The 16,392-nt window shown below is 74.7% G+C and carries 12 protein-coding genes; 5 read left to right on the forward strand and 7 right to left on the reverse strand.

The features are described from left to right. Together ABZ914_RS29225 and ABZ914_RS29230 are read left to right on the forward strand one after the other, a co-directional pair. The coding region (locus ABZ914_RS29225) for an alpha/beta hydrolase (RefSeq protein ID WP_500197099.1) at nucleotides 1-740 on the forward strand (740 nt) is incomplete at its 5' end. A gap of 144 nt (nucleotides 741-884) precedes the next feature. Further along, nucleotides 885-2,306 carry an amidase gene (locus ABZ914_RS29230; RefSeq protein WP_500197101.1) on the forward strand — a complete coding sequence of 474 codons (1,422 nt, stop codon included), beginning with the start codon at nucleotides 885-887 and terminating at the stop codon, nucleotides 2,304-2,306. Between the two features lie 28 nt (nucleotides 2,307-2,334). Here ABZ914_RS29230 and ABZ914_RS29235 read toward each other — a convergent pair whose 3' ends face one another. Continuing rightward, a complete protein-coding gene (locus tag ABZ914_RS29235; protein ID WP_500197102.1) occupies nucleotides 2,335-3,522 on the reverse strand; it encodes an ROK family transcriptional regulator in 1,188 nt (395 codons plus the stop codon). Between the two features lie 194 nt (nucleotides 3,523-3,716). Between ABZ914_RS29235 and ABZ914_RS29240 the strand changes: the two genes are divergently transcribed. After that, on the forward strand, nucleotides 3,717-7,229 hold the full coding sequence (locus tag ABZ914_RS29240; RefSeq protein ID WP_500197104.1) for an alpha-N-acetylglucosaminidase TIM-barrel domain-containing protein: 3,513 nt from the start codon (nucleotides 3,717-3,719) through the stop codon (nucleotides 7,227-7,229). Nucleotides 7,230-7,357: 128 nt separating this feature from the next. On the opposite strand, the gene ABZ914_RS29245 is transcribed toward ABZ914_RS29240, so the two are convergent. The 6 genes from ABZ914_RS29245 to ABZ914_RS29270 form a co-directional block, all read right to left on the reverse strand. Next, nucleotides 7,358-7,678, reverse strand: a complete 321-nt coding sequence (locus tag ABZ914_RS29245; RefSeq protein ID WP_208264433.1) for a GroES family chaperonin — start codon at nucleotides 7,676-7,678, stop codon at nucleotides 7,358-7,360. Between the two features lie 10 nt (nucleotides 7,679-7,688). Next, nucleotides 7,689-8,597, reverse strand: coding sequence for an NAD-dependent epimerase/dehydratase family protein (locus tag ABZ914_RS29250; protein WP_500197106.1), 909 nt, complete (start codon nucleotides 8,595-8,597; stop codon nucleotides 7,689-7,691). A 72-nt stretch (nucleotides 8,598-8,669) separates the two neighbouring features. Then, nucleotides 8,670-9,488: a serine protease gene (locus tag ABZ914_RS29255; protein WP_500197108.1), complete on the reverse strand. Its 819-nt coding sequence runs from the start codon at nucleotides 9,486-9,488 to the stop codon at nucleotides 8,670-8,672. A 17-nt stretch (nucleotides 9,489-9,505) separates the two neighbouring features. Next, nucleotides 9,506-10,462 (reverse strand): DMT family transporter, encoded by a 957-nt coding sequence (locus ABZ914_RS29260; RefSeq protein WP_500197109.1) that lies wholly within the window; start codon nucleotides 10,460-10,462, stop codon nucleotides 9,506-9,508. A gap of 122 nt (nucleotides 10,463-10,584) precedes the next feature. Then, nucleotides 10,585-11,352: an SDR family NAD(P)-dependent oxidoreductase gene (locus ABZ914_RS29265; protein ID WP_500197110.1), complete on the reverse strand. Its 768-nt coding sequence runs from the start codon at nucleotides 11,350-11,352 to the stop codon at nucleotides 10,585-10,587. Nucleotides 11,353-11,374: 22 nt separating this feature from the next. Further along, a complete protein-coding gene (locus ABZ914_RS29270; RefSeq protein WP_500197112.1) occupies nucleotides 11,375-12,832 on the reverse strand; it encodes a flavin-containing monooxygenase in 1,458 nt (485 codons plus the stop codon). Between the two features lie 113 nt (nucleotides 12,833-12,945). Here ABZ914_RS29270 and ABZ914_RS29275 point away from each other — a divergent pair, with 113 nt between their 5' ends. Together ABZ914_RS29275 and ABZ914_RS29280 are read left to right on the forward strand one after the other, a co-directional pair. Then, nucleotides 12,946-15,435: a DUF4132 domain-containing protein gene (locus ABZ914_RS29275; protein ID WP_500197114.1), complete on the forward strand. Its 2,490-nt coding sequence runs from the start codon at nucleotides 12,946-12,948 to the stop codon at nucleotides 15,433-15,435. A 50-nt stretch (nucleotides 15,436-15,485) separates the two neighbouring features. Beyond that, a partial coding sequence (locus ABZ914_RS29280; RefSeq protein ID WP_500197116.1) for a DUF4132 domain-containing protein occupies nucleotides 15,486-16,392 on the forward strand: 907 nt, incomplete at its 3' end.

Genomic DNA, 16,392 nt, shown 5'->3' on the forward strand with positions numbered 1-16,392 from the left:
CGTGGGGCCCGCCCGCCGCCCCGATCGCCGCCCGGGGCGGCGCCCGCGCCCCCGACGACCTGCGGGCCCGGGGCCGCAGCGGCGCGCTGCCCGGCCCGTACGGCATGGCCGCGCACGCCCGCGACTGCGCGGCCGTCCTCGACGCGCTCGGGATGGACCGGGCGGTCGTCGCCGGGCACTCGATGGGCGGGTTCGTCTCCCTGGTCCTCGGCGACCTGTATCCGGACCGGGTGGAGCGGATCGTGCTGGTCGACGGCGGGCCGCCGCTGCCCGTCGCGCCGGGCAGGACGCCCGCGGAGCAGGTCGCGGACACCATCGGCCCCGCCGCCGCCCGGCTGCGGATGCGGTTCGCCGACCTGGAGGCCAACCGCGACTTCTGGCGCGCGCACCCCGCCTTCACGGTCTGGACGCCCGCGATCGAGGCGTACGTCGACTACGACATGACCGGCGAGGAGCCGGAGCTGCGCAGCCGGGTCTCGCTGGACGCGGTCACCGAGGACTCCGCCGACCTGCTCACCGGGGACGCGCTCGCGGGCGCGTGGCGGCGCCTGCGCCGTCCCGCGGAGATGCTGCGGGCCGGGCGCGGGATGCTCGACCAGCCGGTGCCGCTGTACCCCGATCCCGCGCCGATCGCCGAGCGCGTCCCGGTCCGCACCCTGCCGGACGCCAACCACTACACGATCCTGCTCGCCGACGGCCCGGCCGCCGAGGTCGCCGCGGCCCTGTCCCGGCCCGCCTGATCCGGCCTGCCTGATCCGGCCCGCGCGATCCCGGCGGCGCCAGCTTCGAGGATGACCCTCCTGACATACCGACCGGTCGGTATTAGGGTGGCGATGATCGTGGCATCGCGGGGCGGACGCCTCCGCCGTCGAGGGAAGGCGCGCATGACGGAACCGCACGAGCTCACCGCACTCGAACAGGCCGCGGCGGTACGGGCGGGCGAGGTCTCCCCGGCGGAACTGGTCCGCCACTACCTGGACCGCGCCGAGCGCCTGAACGATCGCTACGGCGCGTTCATCACCGTCACCGCCGACCAGGCGATCGCGCGGGCCGAGGCGCTGTCGAACGGAGCGGCGGCGAGCCAGCACACCACGCCGCTGTTCGGAGTGCCCACCGCGGTCAAGGACCTGACCCCGACCGCCGGCGTCCGCACCACCTACGGCTCCCGGGCCTACGCCGACCACGTCCCGGACCGCGACGCGCACCTCGTGACGCTGCTGCGCCGCGGCGGCATGATCAGCCTCGGCAAGACCAACACCCCCGAGTTCGGGCTCTGCTGCTACACCGACAACGACCTGGCGGGCCCGGCGCGCAACCCGTGGGACCGCGCCCGCGCCGCCGGCGGCTCCAGCGGCGCCGCGGCCGCCGCCGTGGCGCTCGGCCTCGCGCCGGTCGCGCACGGGAGCGACGGCGGGGGCTCCATCCGGATCCCCGCGAGCTCCTGCGGGCTCTTCGGGCTCAAGACGTCCCGGGGCCGGATCAGCGCGGGACCGGACGGCGCCGACGTGAGCGGCCTCGCCGTCCAGGGCCCGCTGGCGCGCACCGTCCGGGACGCCGCCGCGATGCTCGACGTGATGGCGGTGCCGATGCCCGGCGACCCGCACTGGGCCCCGCCGCTCCCGGACGGCGAGACCTTCCTCGGCCACGCCGGCCGCGAGCCCGGACGGCTGCGCATCGGCCGCTACGCCAGGCCCGCCGCACCGGGCGTCGACGTCGACCCGGCCTGCGTCGAGGCGTGGGAGCACGCCTCACGCGTGCTGGAGGGCCTCGGGCACGACGTCGAGGACATCCCGACGCCCTTCGGCCCCGAGGTCTCCGACCTCTTCGTCACCGTCTGGAGCGTGCAGTCGCTCGGCCCGGCCGTCGAACCGGACGCGGAGGAGGCGCTGCGCCCCGTGACCCGAGCCTGGCGCGCGTACGGCCGCCGGATGGACGGCGCCGCCTTCGCCGCCGCGATCGGCGGGATGCAGCGCGCCGCCCGCGCGTCCATCGAGGCCACGGCCCGCTACGACGCCGTCCTGACGCCCACGCTGGCGGCGCTGCCGCAGCCGGTGGAGTTCTTCGACGAGAAGGACACCGAGCCGCTCGACAACCTGCGCAGGCAGAGCGCGTTCAGCGCGTTCACCAGCGTCTACAACATGACCGGCCAGCCCGTCGCCAACCTGCCGCTGCACCGCACCGGCGCCGGCCTGCCGGTCGGCGTCAGCCTGGTCGGGCGCCCGGCGGGAGAGGCGGCGCTGCTCGCGCTCTGCGCCCAGGTCGAGGCGGCCGACCCGTGGATCCGGCACCGCCCGCCCGAGTGGTGACGCCCGGCGTCCCGCGCGCCGCGGCCGGTCAGACGGGGAGCCGCCCCCAGACCTCGTCGAGCGCGAGCCGCAGGGCGCCGGTGAGGACGGTGTCCTCGGCCAGGCCGGAGAACTCGACGGCGGGCGGGGTGAGGGTCAGCCCGCCGAGGTGCCGGGTGATGGCCGTCAGCAGCACCGACCCGGCGCGGGCGACGCCGCCGCCGATCACGACGGCGTCGGGGGCCAGCACGAGCACGGCCGGGGCGATGGCGTGCGCGAAGGACGCGGCCACCTCGTCGACGACCTCGACGGCCGCTTCGTCGCCGCCGGCGGCCGCGGCGAAGACGGCGGCCGCGTCGAGCCCGTCGGCTCGGAGGGCGGTGCCGGGGCGGTAACGGGCGGCCCGGCGGGCCCGCTCGGTGATGGCCTCCGCGCCGATGGCCCGCTCAAGGGGCCCCCGGCCGTCGCCGGTGTCGGGGACGTCGCCGGGCGGCCGGATGAAGCCGATCTCGCCGGCGGACCCGGTGCCGCGGTGCAGCCGGCCGCCGATCACGACGCCGGCGCCGAGCCGCTCGCCCCACTGCACGGCGAGCAGGGTGCCGGCGCCGCTGCGCTCCCCGGCGACGGCCAGCGCCGCGAGGTTCGCGTCGTTCTCCACCTGGACGGGGCAGCCGAAGCGGCCCCGGAGGTGCTCGGACAGGTTCACCGACGTCCAGCCCGGGACGCTGGGCGCCAGCAGGATCCGGCCGGACGCGGGGTCGACGATGCCGGGCGTCGCGACGACCACGGCGGCGATCTCGTCCGCGCCGAGCCCGGCCTCGGCGAGGGCGCGTCCCACCGCCTCGTCGACGACGCCGAGCAGCCGTCCGGCCCCGGTGTGGTCGACGGGGAGGCGGACGGCGGCGAGGCGGTGGGCGGCCAGGTCGTCGATCCCGGCGCTGACGGTGTGCGGGCCGACGTCGAGGCCCAGCACGGGGGCGGCGCGGCCGCGCAGCGAGACGCGGACCGCGGGGCGGCCGCCCTGCGGGGACGCCGCGGCCGGGTCGTGCTGCTGCAGCCACCCCTCCTCGACCAGGTCGTCCACCGCCTGGCCCACGGTGGGGCGGGTGAGCCCGGTCAGCCTGACCAGCTCGGCCAGCCGCACGGGCTCGGGCGCGCAGTCGCGCACCGCGCGCAGCACGGCGGCGGTGTTGAGGCGGCGCAGCACCGGGGTCCCGACCGCCCGTTCGTCTCCCATCGCCCCTCCGAAAGATCGTCCGGACCCCTTGACCGGAGGGCCCCGCGCATCGATTATGAACTTCGTCCTGGTATTGCAAGGACTTTAACAAACCCCCGCGCGGTGGAGGTTCCGCCATGGTGTTGAGCCGTAGACCGGACAGACGACAGGCAAGACCACGGGGCAGACGACGAGACGCCGGGCGGCGCTCACGGGTGCTCGCCGTCGCGGTGGCGGCGGCACTCGCGGTGCCGTTCGCCGGGGCGGTGCCGCCGGCGGCCGCCCGGACCGGCCCCGCCGGGGCACCGGCCGCGGCGCCGCAGACCGGGCCCGCGGCGCAGGCGCTGGAGCGGATCCTCGGCCGGCAGCGGGCCGCGCAGGTCACCCTCCAGACGATCGGGAAGGGCACCGGCGCCGACCGGTTCCGCATCTCCGCCGCCGGCGGCCGGCTGGTGATCGCCGGGACCTCCCCGGCCGTCCAGCTCACCGGCTTCGGCTGGTACCTGCGCAAGGTCGCGCACGCCGACTACGCGATCGGCGGGGCGCAGCTCGACCTGCCCGCCCGGCTGCCGCTGCCGGCCGCGCCGATCGAGGAGGACGCCTCCGTCGCGCACCGGTTCGCGCTCAACGACACCAACGAGGGCTACGCCGGCGCGTACCTGAGCTGGGACGAGTGGCAGCGCCGCATCGACGCCCTCGCGCTGCACGGCGTCAACGAGGTGCTGGTGTACGAGGGCCAGGAGGCCGTCTACCAGCGGGCCTTCCAGCGGTTCGGCTACAGCGCCGAGGACATGCGCAAGTGGATCCCGCAGCCCGCCCACCAGGCGTGGTGGCTGCTGCAGAACATGTGCTGCACCGGCTCGCCGATCTCCCAGCAGCTGATCGACCAGCGCGCGGCGCTCGCCCGGCGCATCGTCGACCGGCTCCGAGAGCTCGGCATCACGCCCGTCCTGCCCGGCTACTACGGCACCGTCCCGACGGACTTCGAGACCCGCAACCCGGGTGCGAACACCGTCCCGCAAGGTACGTGGAACGGTCTAGAGCGTCCCGACTGGCTCGACCCGACCGGGCCCGAGTTCGGGAAGGTCGCGGCGGCGTTCTACCAGGCGCAGACCCAGCTCTACGGCCAGAGCACCATGTACAAGATGGACCTGCTGCACGAGGGCGGCAGGGCCGGGTCGGTGCCGGTGGGGCCCGCGTCGAAGGCCGTCCAGGACGCGCTCGAAGCCGCCCACCCGGGCGCGCTCTGGGTGATCCTCGGCTGGCAGAGCAACCCGCGGAAGGAGACCCTCGAAGCCGTCGACCGGTCCCGGATGTTCATCGTCGACGGCATCACCGAGCAGCCAAGCGTCACCGACCGCGAGACCGACTTCCTCGGCACCCAGTACGCCTTCGGCACGATCTGGAACTTCGGCGGCCACCAGAACTTCGGCGCAGGGCTCACCGTGTGGAACGCCAAGTTCCACGCCATGCGCACCAAGCCGGGCAGCGCGCTGAACGGCATCGCGCTGATGCCCGAGGCCATCGACAACAACCCCGCCGCGGTGGCGTTCTTCACCGACATGCCGTGGGAGGACGGGCCGGTCGACATGGACGCCTGGCTCTCCGAGTACGCCGCCGCCCGCTACGGCGCGGCCGACCCGCACGCCGTCGCGGCCTGGCGGATCATCGGCCGCACCGCCTACGCGTGGCCGGCGGGCAAGGACACCCGGCACGTGACCGCCCTGTTCGACGACCAGCCGAGCCTGAACGACACCGGCACGGCCCTCCAGTACGACCCCGCCGAGTTCGAGCGGGCGCTGCGCGAGCTGCTGCAGGTCGACCCGCGGCTGCGGCGCTCCGAGGCGTACCGCTACGACCTCGTCGACGTGGCCCGGCAGGTCCTCGCCAACCGCAGCCGTTCGCTCCTGCCGAAGATCCGCGCCGCCTACAAGGACGGCGACCGGGCCGCCTTCGACCGGCTCACCGACCGGTGGACGGCGGAGATCGGGCTCATGGACCAGGTCCTCGGCACCGACCCGAACTTCCTGCTCGGCACCTGGCAGAGCGAGGCCGCCCGCCAGGCCGCCGACCGGAAGGAGGCCGCGGCCCTCGACTACGACCTCAAGTCGCTCGTCACGCTGTGGCAGACCGAGAGCCCCGGCCTGCAGGACTACGCGCGCCGCGAGGTCAACGGCCTGGTCGGCGGCTACTACGGCGAGCGCTGGACGATGTTCTTCGACGAGCTGAAGCGCGCGATGAGGACAGGTACGCAGCCCAAGGAGATCGACTGGCGCGCCGTCGCCGAGAACTGGGCCCACGCCGGCACCCGCTACCCCGACCGTCCGCACGGCGACGCCTACCGGCTGGCCGCGCGGATCGCCGAGGAGCCCGCGGGCGCGCTGGCCCTCGCCTCCGACCGGAAGGGGATCACCGCGGGCGGCACCGTCCGCGTCACCGCGACCTACACCAACGAGTCGACGCTGAGCGCCGCGAGCGGCGTCCGGTTCGCGCTGTCGGCACCGCCCGGCTACACCGTCCGCGAGGCGGCCGCCCCGTCCGGAGCGGGCGATGTCGCACCCGGAGGGACCGCCACCTCGACGTGGACCGTGACGGCCCCCGCCGACGCCAAGCCGGGCGCGCTGCCCGGCCTGGACGCGACCGTGTCGTGGCGCAGCGGCAAGGGCGGGACCGAGCAGGCGAACGCGCACTCCCTGCTGATGGTCGGCGGAAGCACGATCGGCGCGCCCTACAAGACGGCGGCCTCCGCGCCCGCCGAGTACGCGCAGGACGGCGGGACGATCGGGATCGCCGCCGGCGGCGAGGACATCTGGGGTGCCACCAACGAGCTCGCCACCGTCTACACCGAGGGCGGCCTCGCCTCCGGGCACGCGGTGTCGACGAAGGTGACGCAGCTGGACGGCGCTTCGCCGTACTCCCGCGCCGGGCTGGTCGCCGCCGCCGACCTGACCAAGGCCGGGTCCGGCGGTTACGCCGACATCGCCGTCACGCCCGAGCACGGCTGCGTCTTCTCCTACGACGCCGACGGCGACGGCAGGCTCGACCACGTCACCGAGGTCGGCGGGTTCACCGCCGGCGACGTCCGGGTGCGGCTGCGCAGGGACGGCGACCGGATGACCGGCTCGTGCAGCTCCGACGGCGAGAACTGGACCGTCGTCGGCTCCGGCGCGGTGTCCGGCGCGTCCGGCGCCGAGGACGTCGGCATGTTCGTCAGCGCGGTGAACCGGCACACCGGCCAGGAGGCGATCGCCCGCTTCGACGGCGGCGTCACCGCCGCGCCGGACACCTCGCGCGACGGGTCCGGCGACCAGCTGCAGAGCCTGCGCAAGCCGGTGACGGCGCTGTCGTCGGAGGCCGGGCGGCCGCCGGAGGCCGCCAACGACGGCAGCCGCGCCAACTCGCCGTACTGGGGAGGGCAGCTGACCTACGGCGAGACGTGGTGGCGCGTCGACCTCGGCGCCGTCGACGCGGTGTCCCGCGTCAACGTCCGCAACTACGTCGACGGGACCCGCTACTACACCTACCGGCTGGAGGGCAGCCTCGACGGCGAGCACTGGTTCACCCTCGGCGGCCGCAACGGCCCCGCCCCCGCCACCGACGCGGGCGACACGATGAACACCGAGGCGAAGGCCCGCTACATCCGCGTCGTCGGCCTCGGCAACACCGCCAACTTCACCTTCCACCTCACGGAGGTCAGCGTGTACGGCACGCCCGTCGCGAAGACCTGACCGCCCGACCGGAGGGCGGGGCGCGGGACGGCCGGACCGTCCCGCGCCCCGCCTTCGCTGGTACGGGCCGCTCGCCGTTACGGGCCGCTCGCCGTTACGAGCCGCTCGCCGTTACGGGTCGTTCGGCGTCAGAGGTAGAGGCCGGTGCCGTGCTCGGGCCGCTCGCTGGCGATCGCGTGCAGGTCGCGCTCCCGCATCACCAGGTAGTTCTCGCCCTGGATCTCGACCTCGTACTGGTCGCCGGGGTGGAACAGGACGCGGTCGCCCACCTTGACCGTGCGGACATGGTGGCCGACCCCGCACACCTCGCCCCACACCAGCCGGTTGGCCTGCTCGACGGTCGCCGGGATCACGATGCCGCCGGTGCTGCGGCGCTCGCCGGCGTCCTTCTCGACCTTGATCATGACACGGTCGTGCAGCATCTGGACTTCGAACTTCGGGTCGGACACGCTGGAGAGTTTATCCGTCCCCGCGGGTGAGAGCGGACCACGAGCCCCGGATGATCTCCCGGAGGCCGGACCGCTCCGGCCGCCAGCCGAGTTCGGCGCGGATCGCGGCGGAGTCGCAGACCAGCACCGGCGGCTCCGGCTGCGGCGGCCGCCGCAGCGTCGGGACGGGCCGCCCCGTCACCTCCTCGACCGCCGAGACGACCTCGTGGACGGCCGTGCCCGCGCCGCCGCCGACGTTGTACACGCGGTCCTCGCCGGGGCCGACCGCCTCCAGCGCGGCGACGTAGGCGGCGGCGAGATCGTCCACGTGCAGGAACTCGCGGACGGCCAGCCCGTCGCCGTTGATCTCCAGCCGGGGCGCGCGGCCCGCCGCCACCGCGAGCGCCTTGGGGATCAGCCGGGTCTCGTCCGGGTCGATCCGATCGTCCACCGAGCCCGCGACGTTGAACGTCCGCAGCACCACCGCGCCGATCGCGCCCGTCCGGGCGTGGTACCGGACGGCCTGCTCGGCGGCCAGCTTCGACGCCCCGTACGGGTTGGACGGCGCGGTGGCCTCCGTCTCGGGGATCGGCTGCCGCTCGGGCGTCCCGTACACGGCGGCGGTCGAGCCGAACACCACGCGCGCCCCCGCGGCGGCGTGCAGGACGTTGACCGTGCCCTGCACGTTGGCGGTGAAGAAGCGCAGCGGTTCCTGGAACGACTCGCGGACGCGGGTGAGCGCCGCGAGATGGCACACCCCGTCGTACGGTCCGGACGGCAGCGAACCCGGGTCGAGGACGTCGCCGCGGACGGGCCGCACCCCGTCCGGGAGCGCGGCGTCCCGCCGGGTCAGCCCGTCGACGTCGTGCCCGGCGGCCGCCAGCCGCCGCGCCACCGCGTACCCGATGTAACCCGCCGCCCCCGTCACCAATACGCGCATGCGTCACAGCATCGCCGCAGGCGGGGTCGCGGCGCCAACCGCTGCCCGCTTCCGGCCGGGCATCGCGCGCGGCTAGGGCAGGTCGGTGACGCGCGTGTAGACGCCGGGGTAGCCGGGTTTGGCGCAGCCGTAGGCCCAGGAGGTGAGGGCGACGACGCGGCCGCCCACCAGCAGCGGGCCGCCGCTGTCGAACTGGCAGGTGTCGGCCTTCGGCGACCCGGCGCACGCCATGTCGGACGCGTCGTAGGAGCCGCCGTACGCCTTCTTGCAGGCGTCGTCGCCGGGCAGCGGCACCTGCGCGGAGCGCAGCCGGGTGTTGAACCAGTCGGACTCGGACGTGGTGCCCCAGCCGGCGACCACGCCGCTCGTGGCGGAACCCAGGGAGCCGAGTGGGACGGTCGGCCGGTCCACCCGCCGCGAGAGGGTGAGGACGGCGACGTCGTGGTGGCTGACCGTCTCGCCCTTGAAGGACGTCTCGCTGTACTTCGGGTGCAGCTTCACGGACGTGACGGACACGCTCTCGCCGCCGCCGCCGGACAGGTCGTCGCGGCCGAAGGTGACCTTGAGCAGGCCGGGGACACCGCGCAGCACCGACACGCAGTGCCCGGCGGTGAGGAGCTGGTCCGGCTTGATGAGGACGCCGCCGCAGAACTGGCCCGCCGGGCGCACGAAGAAGACCGGCGAGCCGACGGCGGCGAGCCACGGGTAGGAGGCGGCGGAGGCGGGCGCGCCGCCGACCACGGCGGACGCGGGGGATGCGGCGAGGGGCAGGAGGGCGCCGAGGGCGGCCGCGGCGAGCGCGGCCGAGCCGAGGGCCCGGCCCGGCACCGCTCTCCGGGCGGGCGCCCGGCGGGGCGCCGCCCCCGGAGACGACGGGAGGAAGGGGGCCATTCCGGCAATGTAAGGGATCAGGGGAGGGCGCGCACGCCCTTCCGGCGCGGAGCCCGCGCCGGCAGCGGCCCGGTGGCGCCCGGATCCTCGTAGCGCGGGAAGGTCACGAGCGCGACCAGCGCCAGGACGAACCCGCCGGCGCGCAGCAGGAACGGCACGGCGTCCCGGGGCCACTCCTCACCGAACAGGACGGTGCTGCTGACGATGAGGTAGGTGCGGCCGATGACGGTCAGCACCACCGCGACGATCGCGACGCGGCAGCGCTGCAGGGCGATCTGCAGCTGCCCGAGCGCGATCGCGGCCAGCCCGAGCGTCAGGTACGGGTAGGCCGACTCCAGGACGGCGCGCAGGCTGCCGGTGTCGGCGTAGACGAGCGAGATGCCGCGGATGCCGGCCTCGGCGAGCCCCGCGCAGGCGCCCGCGCCGATGCCGTAGGCGACCCCGGCGAGCTTGCGGGCGTGCCGGCCGCCGGCGCGCCGGTCGCCGACCAGCCATACCAGCCCGGCGATGATCACGGCGGGCGCGCAGATCGCGAGCATCGTCCAGGGGGACTCGAGCGTGCCGACGAGCGTGGCATGCGCCGCCGGGCTCCCGTCACCGGTCGCCGACAGCCCGATCAGCACGGTCGCCAGCACGAACAGCGCGACGCTCGCCCACTCCCGGACGCCGAGCCGCTCGCCGAGGAACCACACGGCGTAGCCGACGAGGAACACCAGGCTGACCGCGAAGATCGGCTGCGCCACGGCGAGCGGCATCTGCTGGAACGCCACCACCTCGTAGCCGAGGCCGAGGAACAGCAGCAGCCCGCCGCCCAGCCACACCGGATCGGTGAGCATGAGCCGGGCGACGCGGAACGGGCGGCTTCCCCTCAGCGGCTCCATCCGGCGCGCGGAGACACGGAAGACGAGGAAGGCGATGTAGTAGACGGTGGTCGCGATCAGAGCGAGGGCGGCGTAACCCAGGTCGTGACCCATCGGGGTCCTCTCGGCGGATTGGGGGTGGGCGGAACCGGGGTTCCGCGCGCCTGAGAACCGCCGGATGTCCAACATGCCCCGTCGGACTCCGTGTGACAAGACCGTGACGCTTGACTACTTGATCAATCGTAGTGACGGCCCGTGTCGGACGAGAGCCGCGCGACCAGCCCGCGGGGCACCAGCCGGCTGAGCCCCACGATCGCCTTGTACTGCGCGCCGGGCACGCTGATCTGCACGCCGCGCCGCAGGTCGCGCAGTGCCGCGTCGACGACGTCGGCGTCCTTCAGCCACATGAACTCCGGCAGCCCGGACATGTCCATGCTCGCCCGCTGGTGGAACTCGGTGTGCGTGAAGCCGGGGCACAGCGCCATCACCCGGACGCGGCCCCGTGAGCGGCCCCGGATGTCGGCGGCCACGCCCTGGGAGAAGTTGACCACCCACGCCTTGGACGCGCCGTAGGTGCCGCGCGTCGCGAACGCGGCGACCGACGCGACGTTGACGATCCCGCCCCGGTCGCGCTCCAGCATCCCGGGCAGCGCCGCGTGGGTCAGCCGCAGGACGGCCTCGCAGTGCACCTTCAGCATCGTGATCTCGTCCGCCACCGGCACGTCGAGGAACACGCCGTTGTGGCCGAACCCGGCGTTGTTGACCAGCAGGTCGACGCCCTCGCGGGCGCGCTCCTCGGCGGCGGCGAGGCCCGCCTCGGTGGCCAGGTCGGCGGTCAGCGTCTCGGCGCGCACCCCGTACCGCTCGCGCAGCCCGTCGGCGGCCCGCTCCAGCCGCTCGGTGTCGCGGGCCAGCAGCACCAGGTCGAACCCGTCGGAGGCGAGGCGGCGGGCGAACGCGGCGCCGATGCCCGCGGTCGCGCCCGTGATGAAGGCGGTCGGCATGGCTCCGAGCCTAGCCTGCCGCCTACCGGGCGGTAACCCTCCGTGCGGTGAAGTGGCGGGGATCGGGGCGGCGGGTCGCGTTGCGGTAGGCGAAGGTGAACCCGGGCCAGTTGTTGACGACCCGGCCGTCTTCGGTCATGTACCAGCTCCGGCAGCCCGCCTCCCACACCGTCGTCCGCATCCGCTCCCGCATTTCGCGGGTGAACGCGTCCTGCACGTCGGGCTTCACGTCGATCCAGTCCAGGCCGTGGCGGCGGAGCGCCTCGACGCAGCCCAGCACGTACCGGAACTGCGACTCCAGCATGTAGATGATCGAGTTGTGGCCGAGGTTGGTGTACGGCCCGTACAGCAGGAACAGGTTGGGGAAGCCGCTGACGGTGATGCCGAGATGGGCCTGCGCGCCGTCCCGCCACGCCTCGTTCAGCTCCCGCCCGTCCCGTCCGACGATCTTCATCGGGGACAGGAAGTCGGTGGACCGGAACCCCGTCGCGTAGACGATCACGTCCACGTCGTGGTGCTCGCCCGCGGTCGCGACGCCGGACGGCGTGACGCGCTCGATCGGTTCGGTGACCAGCCGGACGTTCGGCCTGTTCAGCGCCGGATAGTAGGTGTCGGACAGCAGGATCCGCTTGCACCCCATCCGGTACCCCGGGACGAGCCGGTCGCGCAGCGCCGGGTCGGGGACCTGCTCCTCCAGGTGCTTGCGGAAGCCCTTCTCCATCAGCCCCATCAGCTTCGGGTACTTGACGAAGCCGAGGGCGCGCGACTCGAACATCGCGTAGATCCGGGCGCGGCTCAGCGCGTACGCGCCGGGCACCGTCCGCAGGACGGCCTTCTCCCACGCCCGGTACGGCCGGTCCGGCTTCTCGATCACGTAGGGCGCGGACCGCTGGAACAGCCGCAGCTCCGCCGCCTCCGTCGCGATCTCCGGGACGATCTGGATCGCGCTCGCGCCCGTCCCGACCACCGCGACCCGCTTGCCGCGCAGGTCCGTGCCGTGGTCCCAGCGGGAGGAGTGGAAGCTCGCGCCGGCGAACGACTCGCGGCCCTCGATCGGCGGCAGCGCGGGCCGGTTCAGCTGCCCGCACGCCGACACCAGCACCCGCGCGTCGAGCTCGCCGGTCGTCGTGGAGACCCGCCACAGCGCGGCGTCCTCGTCGAACCGCGCCTCGGTCACCTCGGTGCCGAACCGGATGCGGCCGACCAGGCCGTACTTGCGGGCGCAGTGCCACAGGTAGTCGAGGATCTCCGGCTGCGGCGGGAAGCGGCGCGTCCAGTCCGTCTTGCGCTCGAACGAGAACGAGTACAGGTGGGACGGGACGTCGCAGGCGGCGCCGGGGTAGGTGTTGTCGCGCCAGGTCCCGCCGAGGCCGTCCGCCCTCTCCAGGATCACCACGTCGTGGACGCCGGCCTCCCGGAGCCGGATCGCCATGCCGATCCCGCCGAACCCGCTTCCGATGATCACCACGCTGTGCGCCATGGGCCGTCCCGAATCTCGTTCTGTCCCGTTGTCCCGAGCGTAGGTGACCGGAAGGTCACTGACCAGATGCCCGCTCGCCGGTTTTGTCGGTCGCCCCTGCCACCCTCACGGCCATGCTCTACGACACCCTCGTAGCGGCGGCGCGCAAGGGCGACGCCCTCGACGACGTCCGCCTCGCCGCCCTGGCCCGCGCCCGCGCCCTCGTCGACCTGCTCGACCGGGCGCGAAGGAACTCCTGGGACGCCGCGAAGACCCCGGAGGAGTACGCGGCGTACGCCGCCGAGGACACGGCCGTCCGGGGCGACCTGGACCGCCGGCTGGAAGGCTGCGCGGGGGCCGACGCCAGAGCCGCGCTGCTGACCCTCATGCTGGCCATCTGCAACAACGACGCGCCGCTGTGGCGCCACCAGCGCGACATTTCCCGTCTGGCGGCGCGGACGGGCGGCTGGGCGGCCTCCGAGGTCGAGGTCCTGCTCGAATGCGCCGCCGAGTACCGCGACGGTTGGTTCGCGGAGACCCTGAAGCTCGCGCTCGCCGCCGTTGACGCGCTCGACGCCGAAGGGCGCCGAGCCGTGGCGCCGCGGCTCCGCCTCGCCCATGACGCCTTCATGGAGAGCTACGTCGGATCGCACGAGCGCCCGGCGATCGCCAAGCGGCTGCGCGCGCTCTTGGACGACGTCGGCGACTCCCTTCCGGCCGGTCTGGTCCCGAAGCACGACGCGTGGGCGGCGCCGCTGCGTGAGCATGTACGGAAGGCGATGGGCGGTGATGTGGCGTCGTTCATCCGGCACCTGGACGGGCTGTCGGCGCCGCGCCCGTCGCAGAAGTGGCGGCGGACGTGCGTCTCGCTCGCGGACGCGGCGGACGCGCGGACCGCCGTGGCCGAGTGCCTGCGCCTCCTCGCCCGGGACGAGCCCCTGTGCAGCCGGGAGCACGGCGGCCACGCCGGATGGGTCGGCGACCAGTACCACTACCACTACGTCGTCCACCAGAACCACGGGGATCTGGCGCGGGGCGTCGTCTGGGCGGCGACGCTGACCGGCGGTGCGGAGACGGTGCCGTTCCTGGGGGCGCTGGCGCTGCGCACGGGGTCGCACGGCGGCGAGGTCGCGCAGGATCTCAAGCTCGCGGGGGCGGCGATCAACGCGCTGGGCGCCGTCGAGGACGCCTCGGCGCTGGCGGAGCTGGGGCGCCTCCAGAAGAAGATCAAGGACCGGGCGCTGCGCAAGCAGATCGGCGCCGCGCTCCTGACCGCCGCCGAACGGCAGGGCATCACGCCCGAGCAGCTGGTCGAGCGCAGCGTCCCCGACCACGGGCTCGGCCCGGACGGCGCGCTGGAGCGCGCGCTCGGGGAGCACGTCGCGCGGATCGCGATCGAGGACGCGGCGACCGTCCGGCTCACGTTCACCGGCGCGGACGGGCGCGCGTCCAGGACGGCCCCGGCGGCGGTCAAGGACGGGTTCGCCGGCGAGCTGAAGGAGCTGAAGGCGCTCGCCAAGGAGATCCGGGCGACCCTGTCGGGGGAGCGGGCGCGCGTCGAGGCGATCATGTCGGACGGCGCGCGGTCCTGGCCGTTCGCCGAGTGGCGGGAGCACTACCGCGACCATCCGGTCACCGGGGCCGTCGCGCGCGGGCTGATCTGGGAGTTCCAGGGCGAGGACGGCACCTGGCGCGCCGCGCTGGGGAGCCCGGACGGCGGAGCGGCGAACGTCCGGCTGTGGCATCCGGCGCGCGCCGCGCTCGACGAGGTCCGCTCGTGGCGGGAGCGGGTCATGGACGCCCGGGTCCGGCAGCCGTTCAAGCAGGCGTTCCGGGAGATCTACCTGCTCACCCCGGCGGAGGAGGAGACCAGGACGTACTCCAACCGGTTCGCGGCGCACATCGTGCACTACCGGCGCCTGTACGCGCTGTTCAAGGAGCGGGGCTGGCAGAGCAACTTCCTCGGTTCCTACGACGGCGGCTACTCCGGGGAGGCGCGGGGCGAGTTCGGCGGCGGCACGTGGCGGGCGTGCTTCTACCACGAGCCGGCCGAGGAGGGGTTCGACTACGCGCCCGAGTACGCCGCGACCGACCAGGTGCGGTTCGAGCGCAGGCAGGGCCGCCGCTGGGAGGAGGCGCCGCTGTCCGAGGTCCCGCCGCTGGTGTTCAGCGAGGCGATGCGGGACGTGGACCTGTTCGTGGGCGTCACCTCGATCGCCGCCGACCCGGCCTGGACGGACCGGGGCGAGGACCGGTACGCCGCCTACTGGCGCGCGGCGACGTTCGGCGAGCTGACCGCGAGCGCGGAGGTGCGGCGGGCGGCGCTGGAGCGGATCCTGCCCCGCACGAGGATCGCCGGCCGGTGCTCCCTGGACGGGCGGTACCTGGTCGTCCGCGGCGACCTGCGCACCTACAAGATCCATCTGGGCTCGGCGAACATCCTGATGGAGCCGGACGGCGCGTACCTGTGCATCGTGCGGGGCGGCCGCGCGACGGGCGGCACGGTGTTCCTGCCGTTCGAGGACGAGCGGCTCTCGCTGATCCTCAGCAAGGCGTTCCTGCTGGCCGCCGACACGCGGATCACCGACGAGACGATCCTCCGCCAGCTGTCACCGTCGCGATGATCCTTACCGAATGGCCCGGCTCGGGCGGAACGATCTGCCAAGATCGCGACATGTTCGACGACCTCCGTGCGCACCTCGCCGCGCTCGACGGCCCGTGGCCCGCGAGGAAGCGGCCCACCGGCAAGCGGCCCGCGACGGCGTGGGCCGGACCCGCGGCGGCCCCGCCCCCCGACGACGGCGCGTCCGGCGTCCCCGAGCCCACCGGCGCCCCCGAGCCGGCCGGCGCACCCGACGTGCCCGCGCACGGCCTCGGCGGCGACGGCTCCCTCGCCCGCGACGTCGGCGGCTACCAGGCCGTCCTCACGATCGAGGACCCGCTGACCGTGCGGCTGGCCTACGTCGGCGCGGACGGGTACCCGCTGCCGACCGTCCCCGGGGCGCTGAAGGTCCCGCACGCCGCGGAGATCAGGGAGCTGAAGGCGCTCGCGAAGGGCGTGCGCGGCACCCTCGCGGGCGAGCGGGCCCGCGCCGAGGAGCTGATGGCGGCGGACGAGCGGTCCTGGCGGCACGGCGCGTGGCGGCGCGAGTGGCTCGACCACCCGGTGAGCGGCGCCGTCGCCCGCGGCCTGATCTGGGAGTTCCAGGACCCGGACGGGGTCTGGCACGCGGCGACGCCGGGCGAGAGCGTGCTGGTGACGGTGGACGGCCGGGCGCTGCCCGCGCCCGCCGACGGCGCGCGGGTGCGGCTGTGGCATCCGGCGCGGGCGCGGCCCGGCGTCGTGCGGGCCTGGCGGGACTTCGTGGTCGACAACCGGATGGTGCAGGCGTTCAAGCAGGCGTTCCGGGAGGTGTGCGTCCTCGCCCCCGACGAGGAGGGGGCGCTGCGGTCCGACCGGTTCGCGGGGCACATCGTCCGGTACGCGCGGCTGCGGGAGCTGTTCCGGGAGCGCGGCTGGCGGCCCGACCACCGCGGCCGCCTGCACGGCGGCGCCCCGCCGGCGGCGCGGCGCGTCCTCG

Origin of the sequence: Spirillospora sp. NPDC046719 (genome assembly GCF_040645715.1) — a bacterium.
Taxonomy (GTDB): Bacteria; Actinomycetota; Actinomycetes; order Streptosporangiales; family Streptosporangiaceae; genus Spirillospora.

Coding starts and splice junctions, on each gene's coding strand:
- ABZ914_RS29230 (WP_500197101.1), top strand. CDS start 885: ATGACGGAACCGCACGAGCTCACCGCACTCGAACAGGCCGCGGCGGTA.
- ABZ914_RS29235 (WP_500197102.1), bottom strand. CDS start 3,522: ATGGGAGACGAACGGGCGGTCGGGACCCCGGTGCTGCGCCGCCTCAAC.
- ABZ914_RS29250 (WP_500197106.1), bottom strand. CDS start 8,597: ATGCGCGTATTGGTGACGGGGGCGGCGGGTTACATCGGGTACGCGGTG.
- ABZ914_RS29255 (WP_500197108.1), bottom strand. CDS start 9,488: ATGGCCCCCTTCCTCCCGTCGTCTCCGGGGGCGGCGCCCCGCCGGGCG.
- ABZ914_RS29260 (WP_500197109.1), bottom strand. CDS start 10,462: ATGGGTCACGACCTGGGTTACGCCGCCCTCGCTCTGATCGCGACCACC.
- ABZ914_RS29265 (WP_500197110.1), bottom strand. CDS start 11,352: ATGCCGACCGCCTTCATCACGGGCGCGACCGCGGGCATCGGCGCCGCG.
- ABZ914_RS29270 (WP_500197112.1), bottom strand. CDS start 12,832: ATGGCGCACAGCGTGGTGATCATCGGAAGCGGGTTCGGCGGGATCGGC.
- ABZ914_RS29275 (WP_500197114.1), top strand. CDS start 12,946: ATGCTCTACGACACCCTCGTAGCGGCGGCGCGCAAGGGCGACGCCCTC.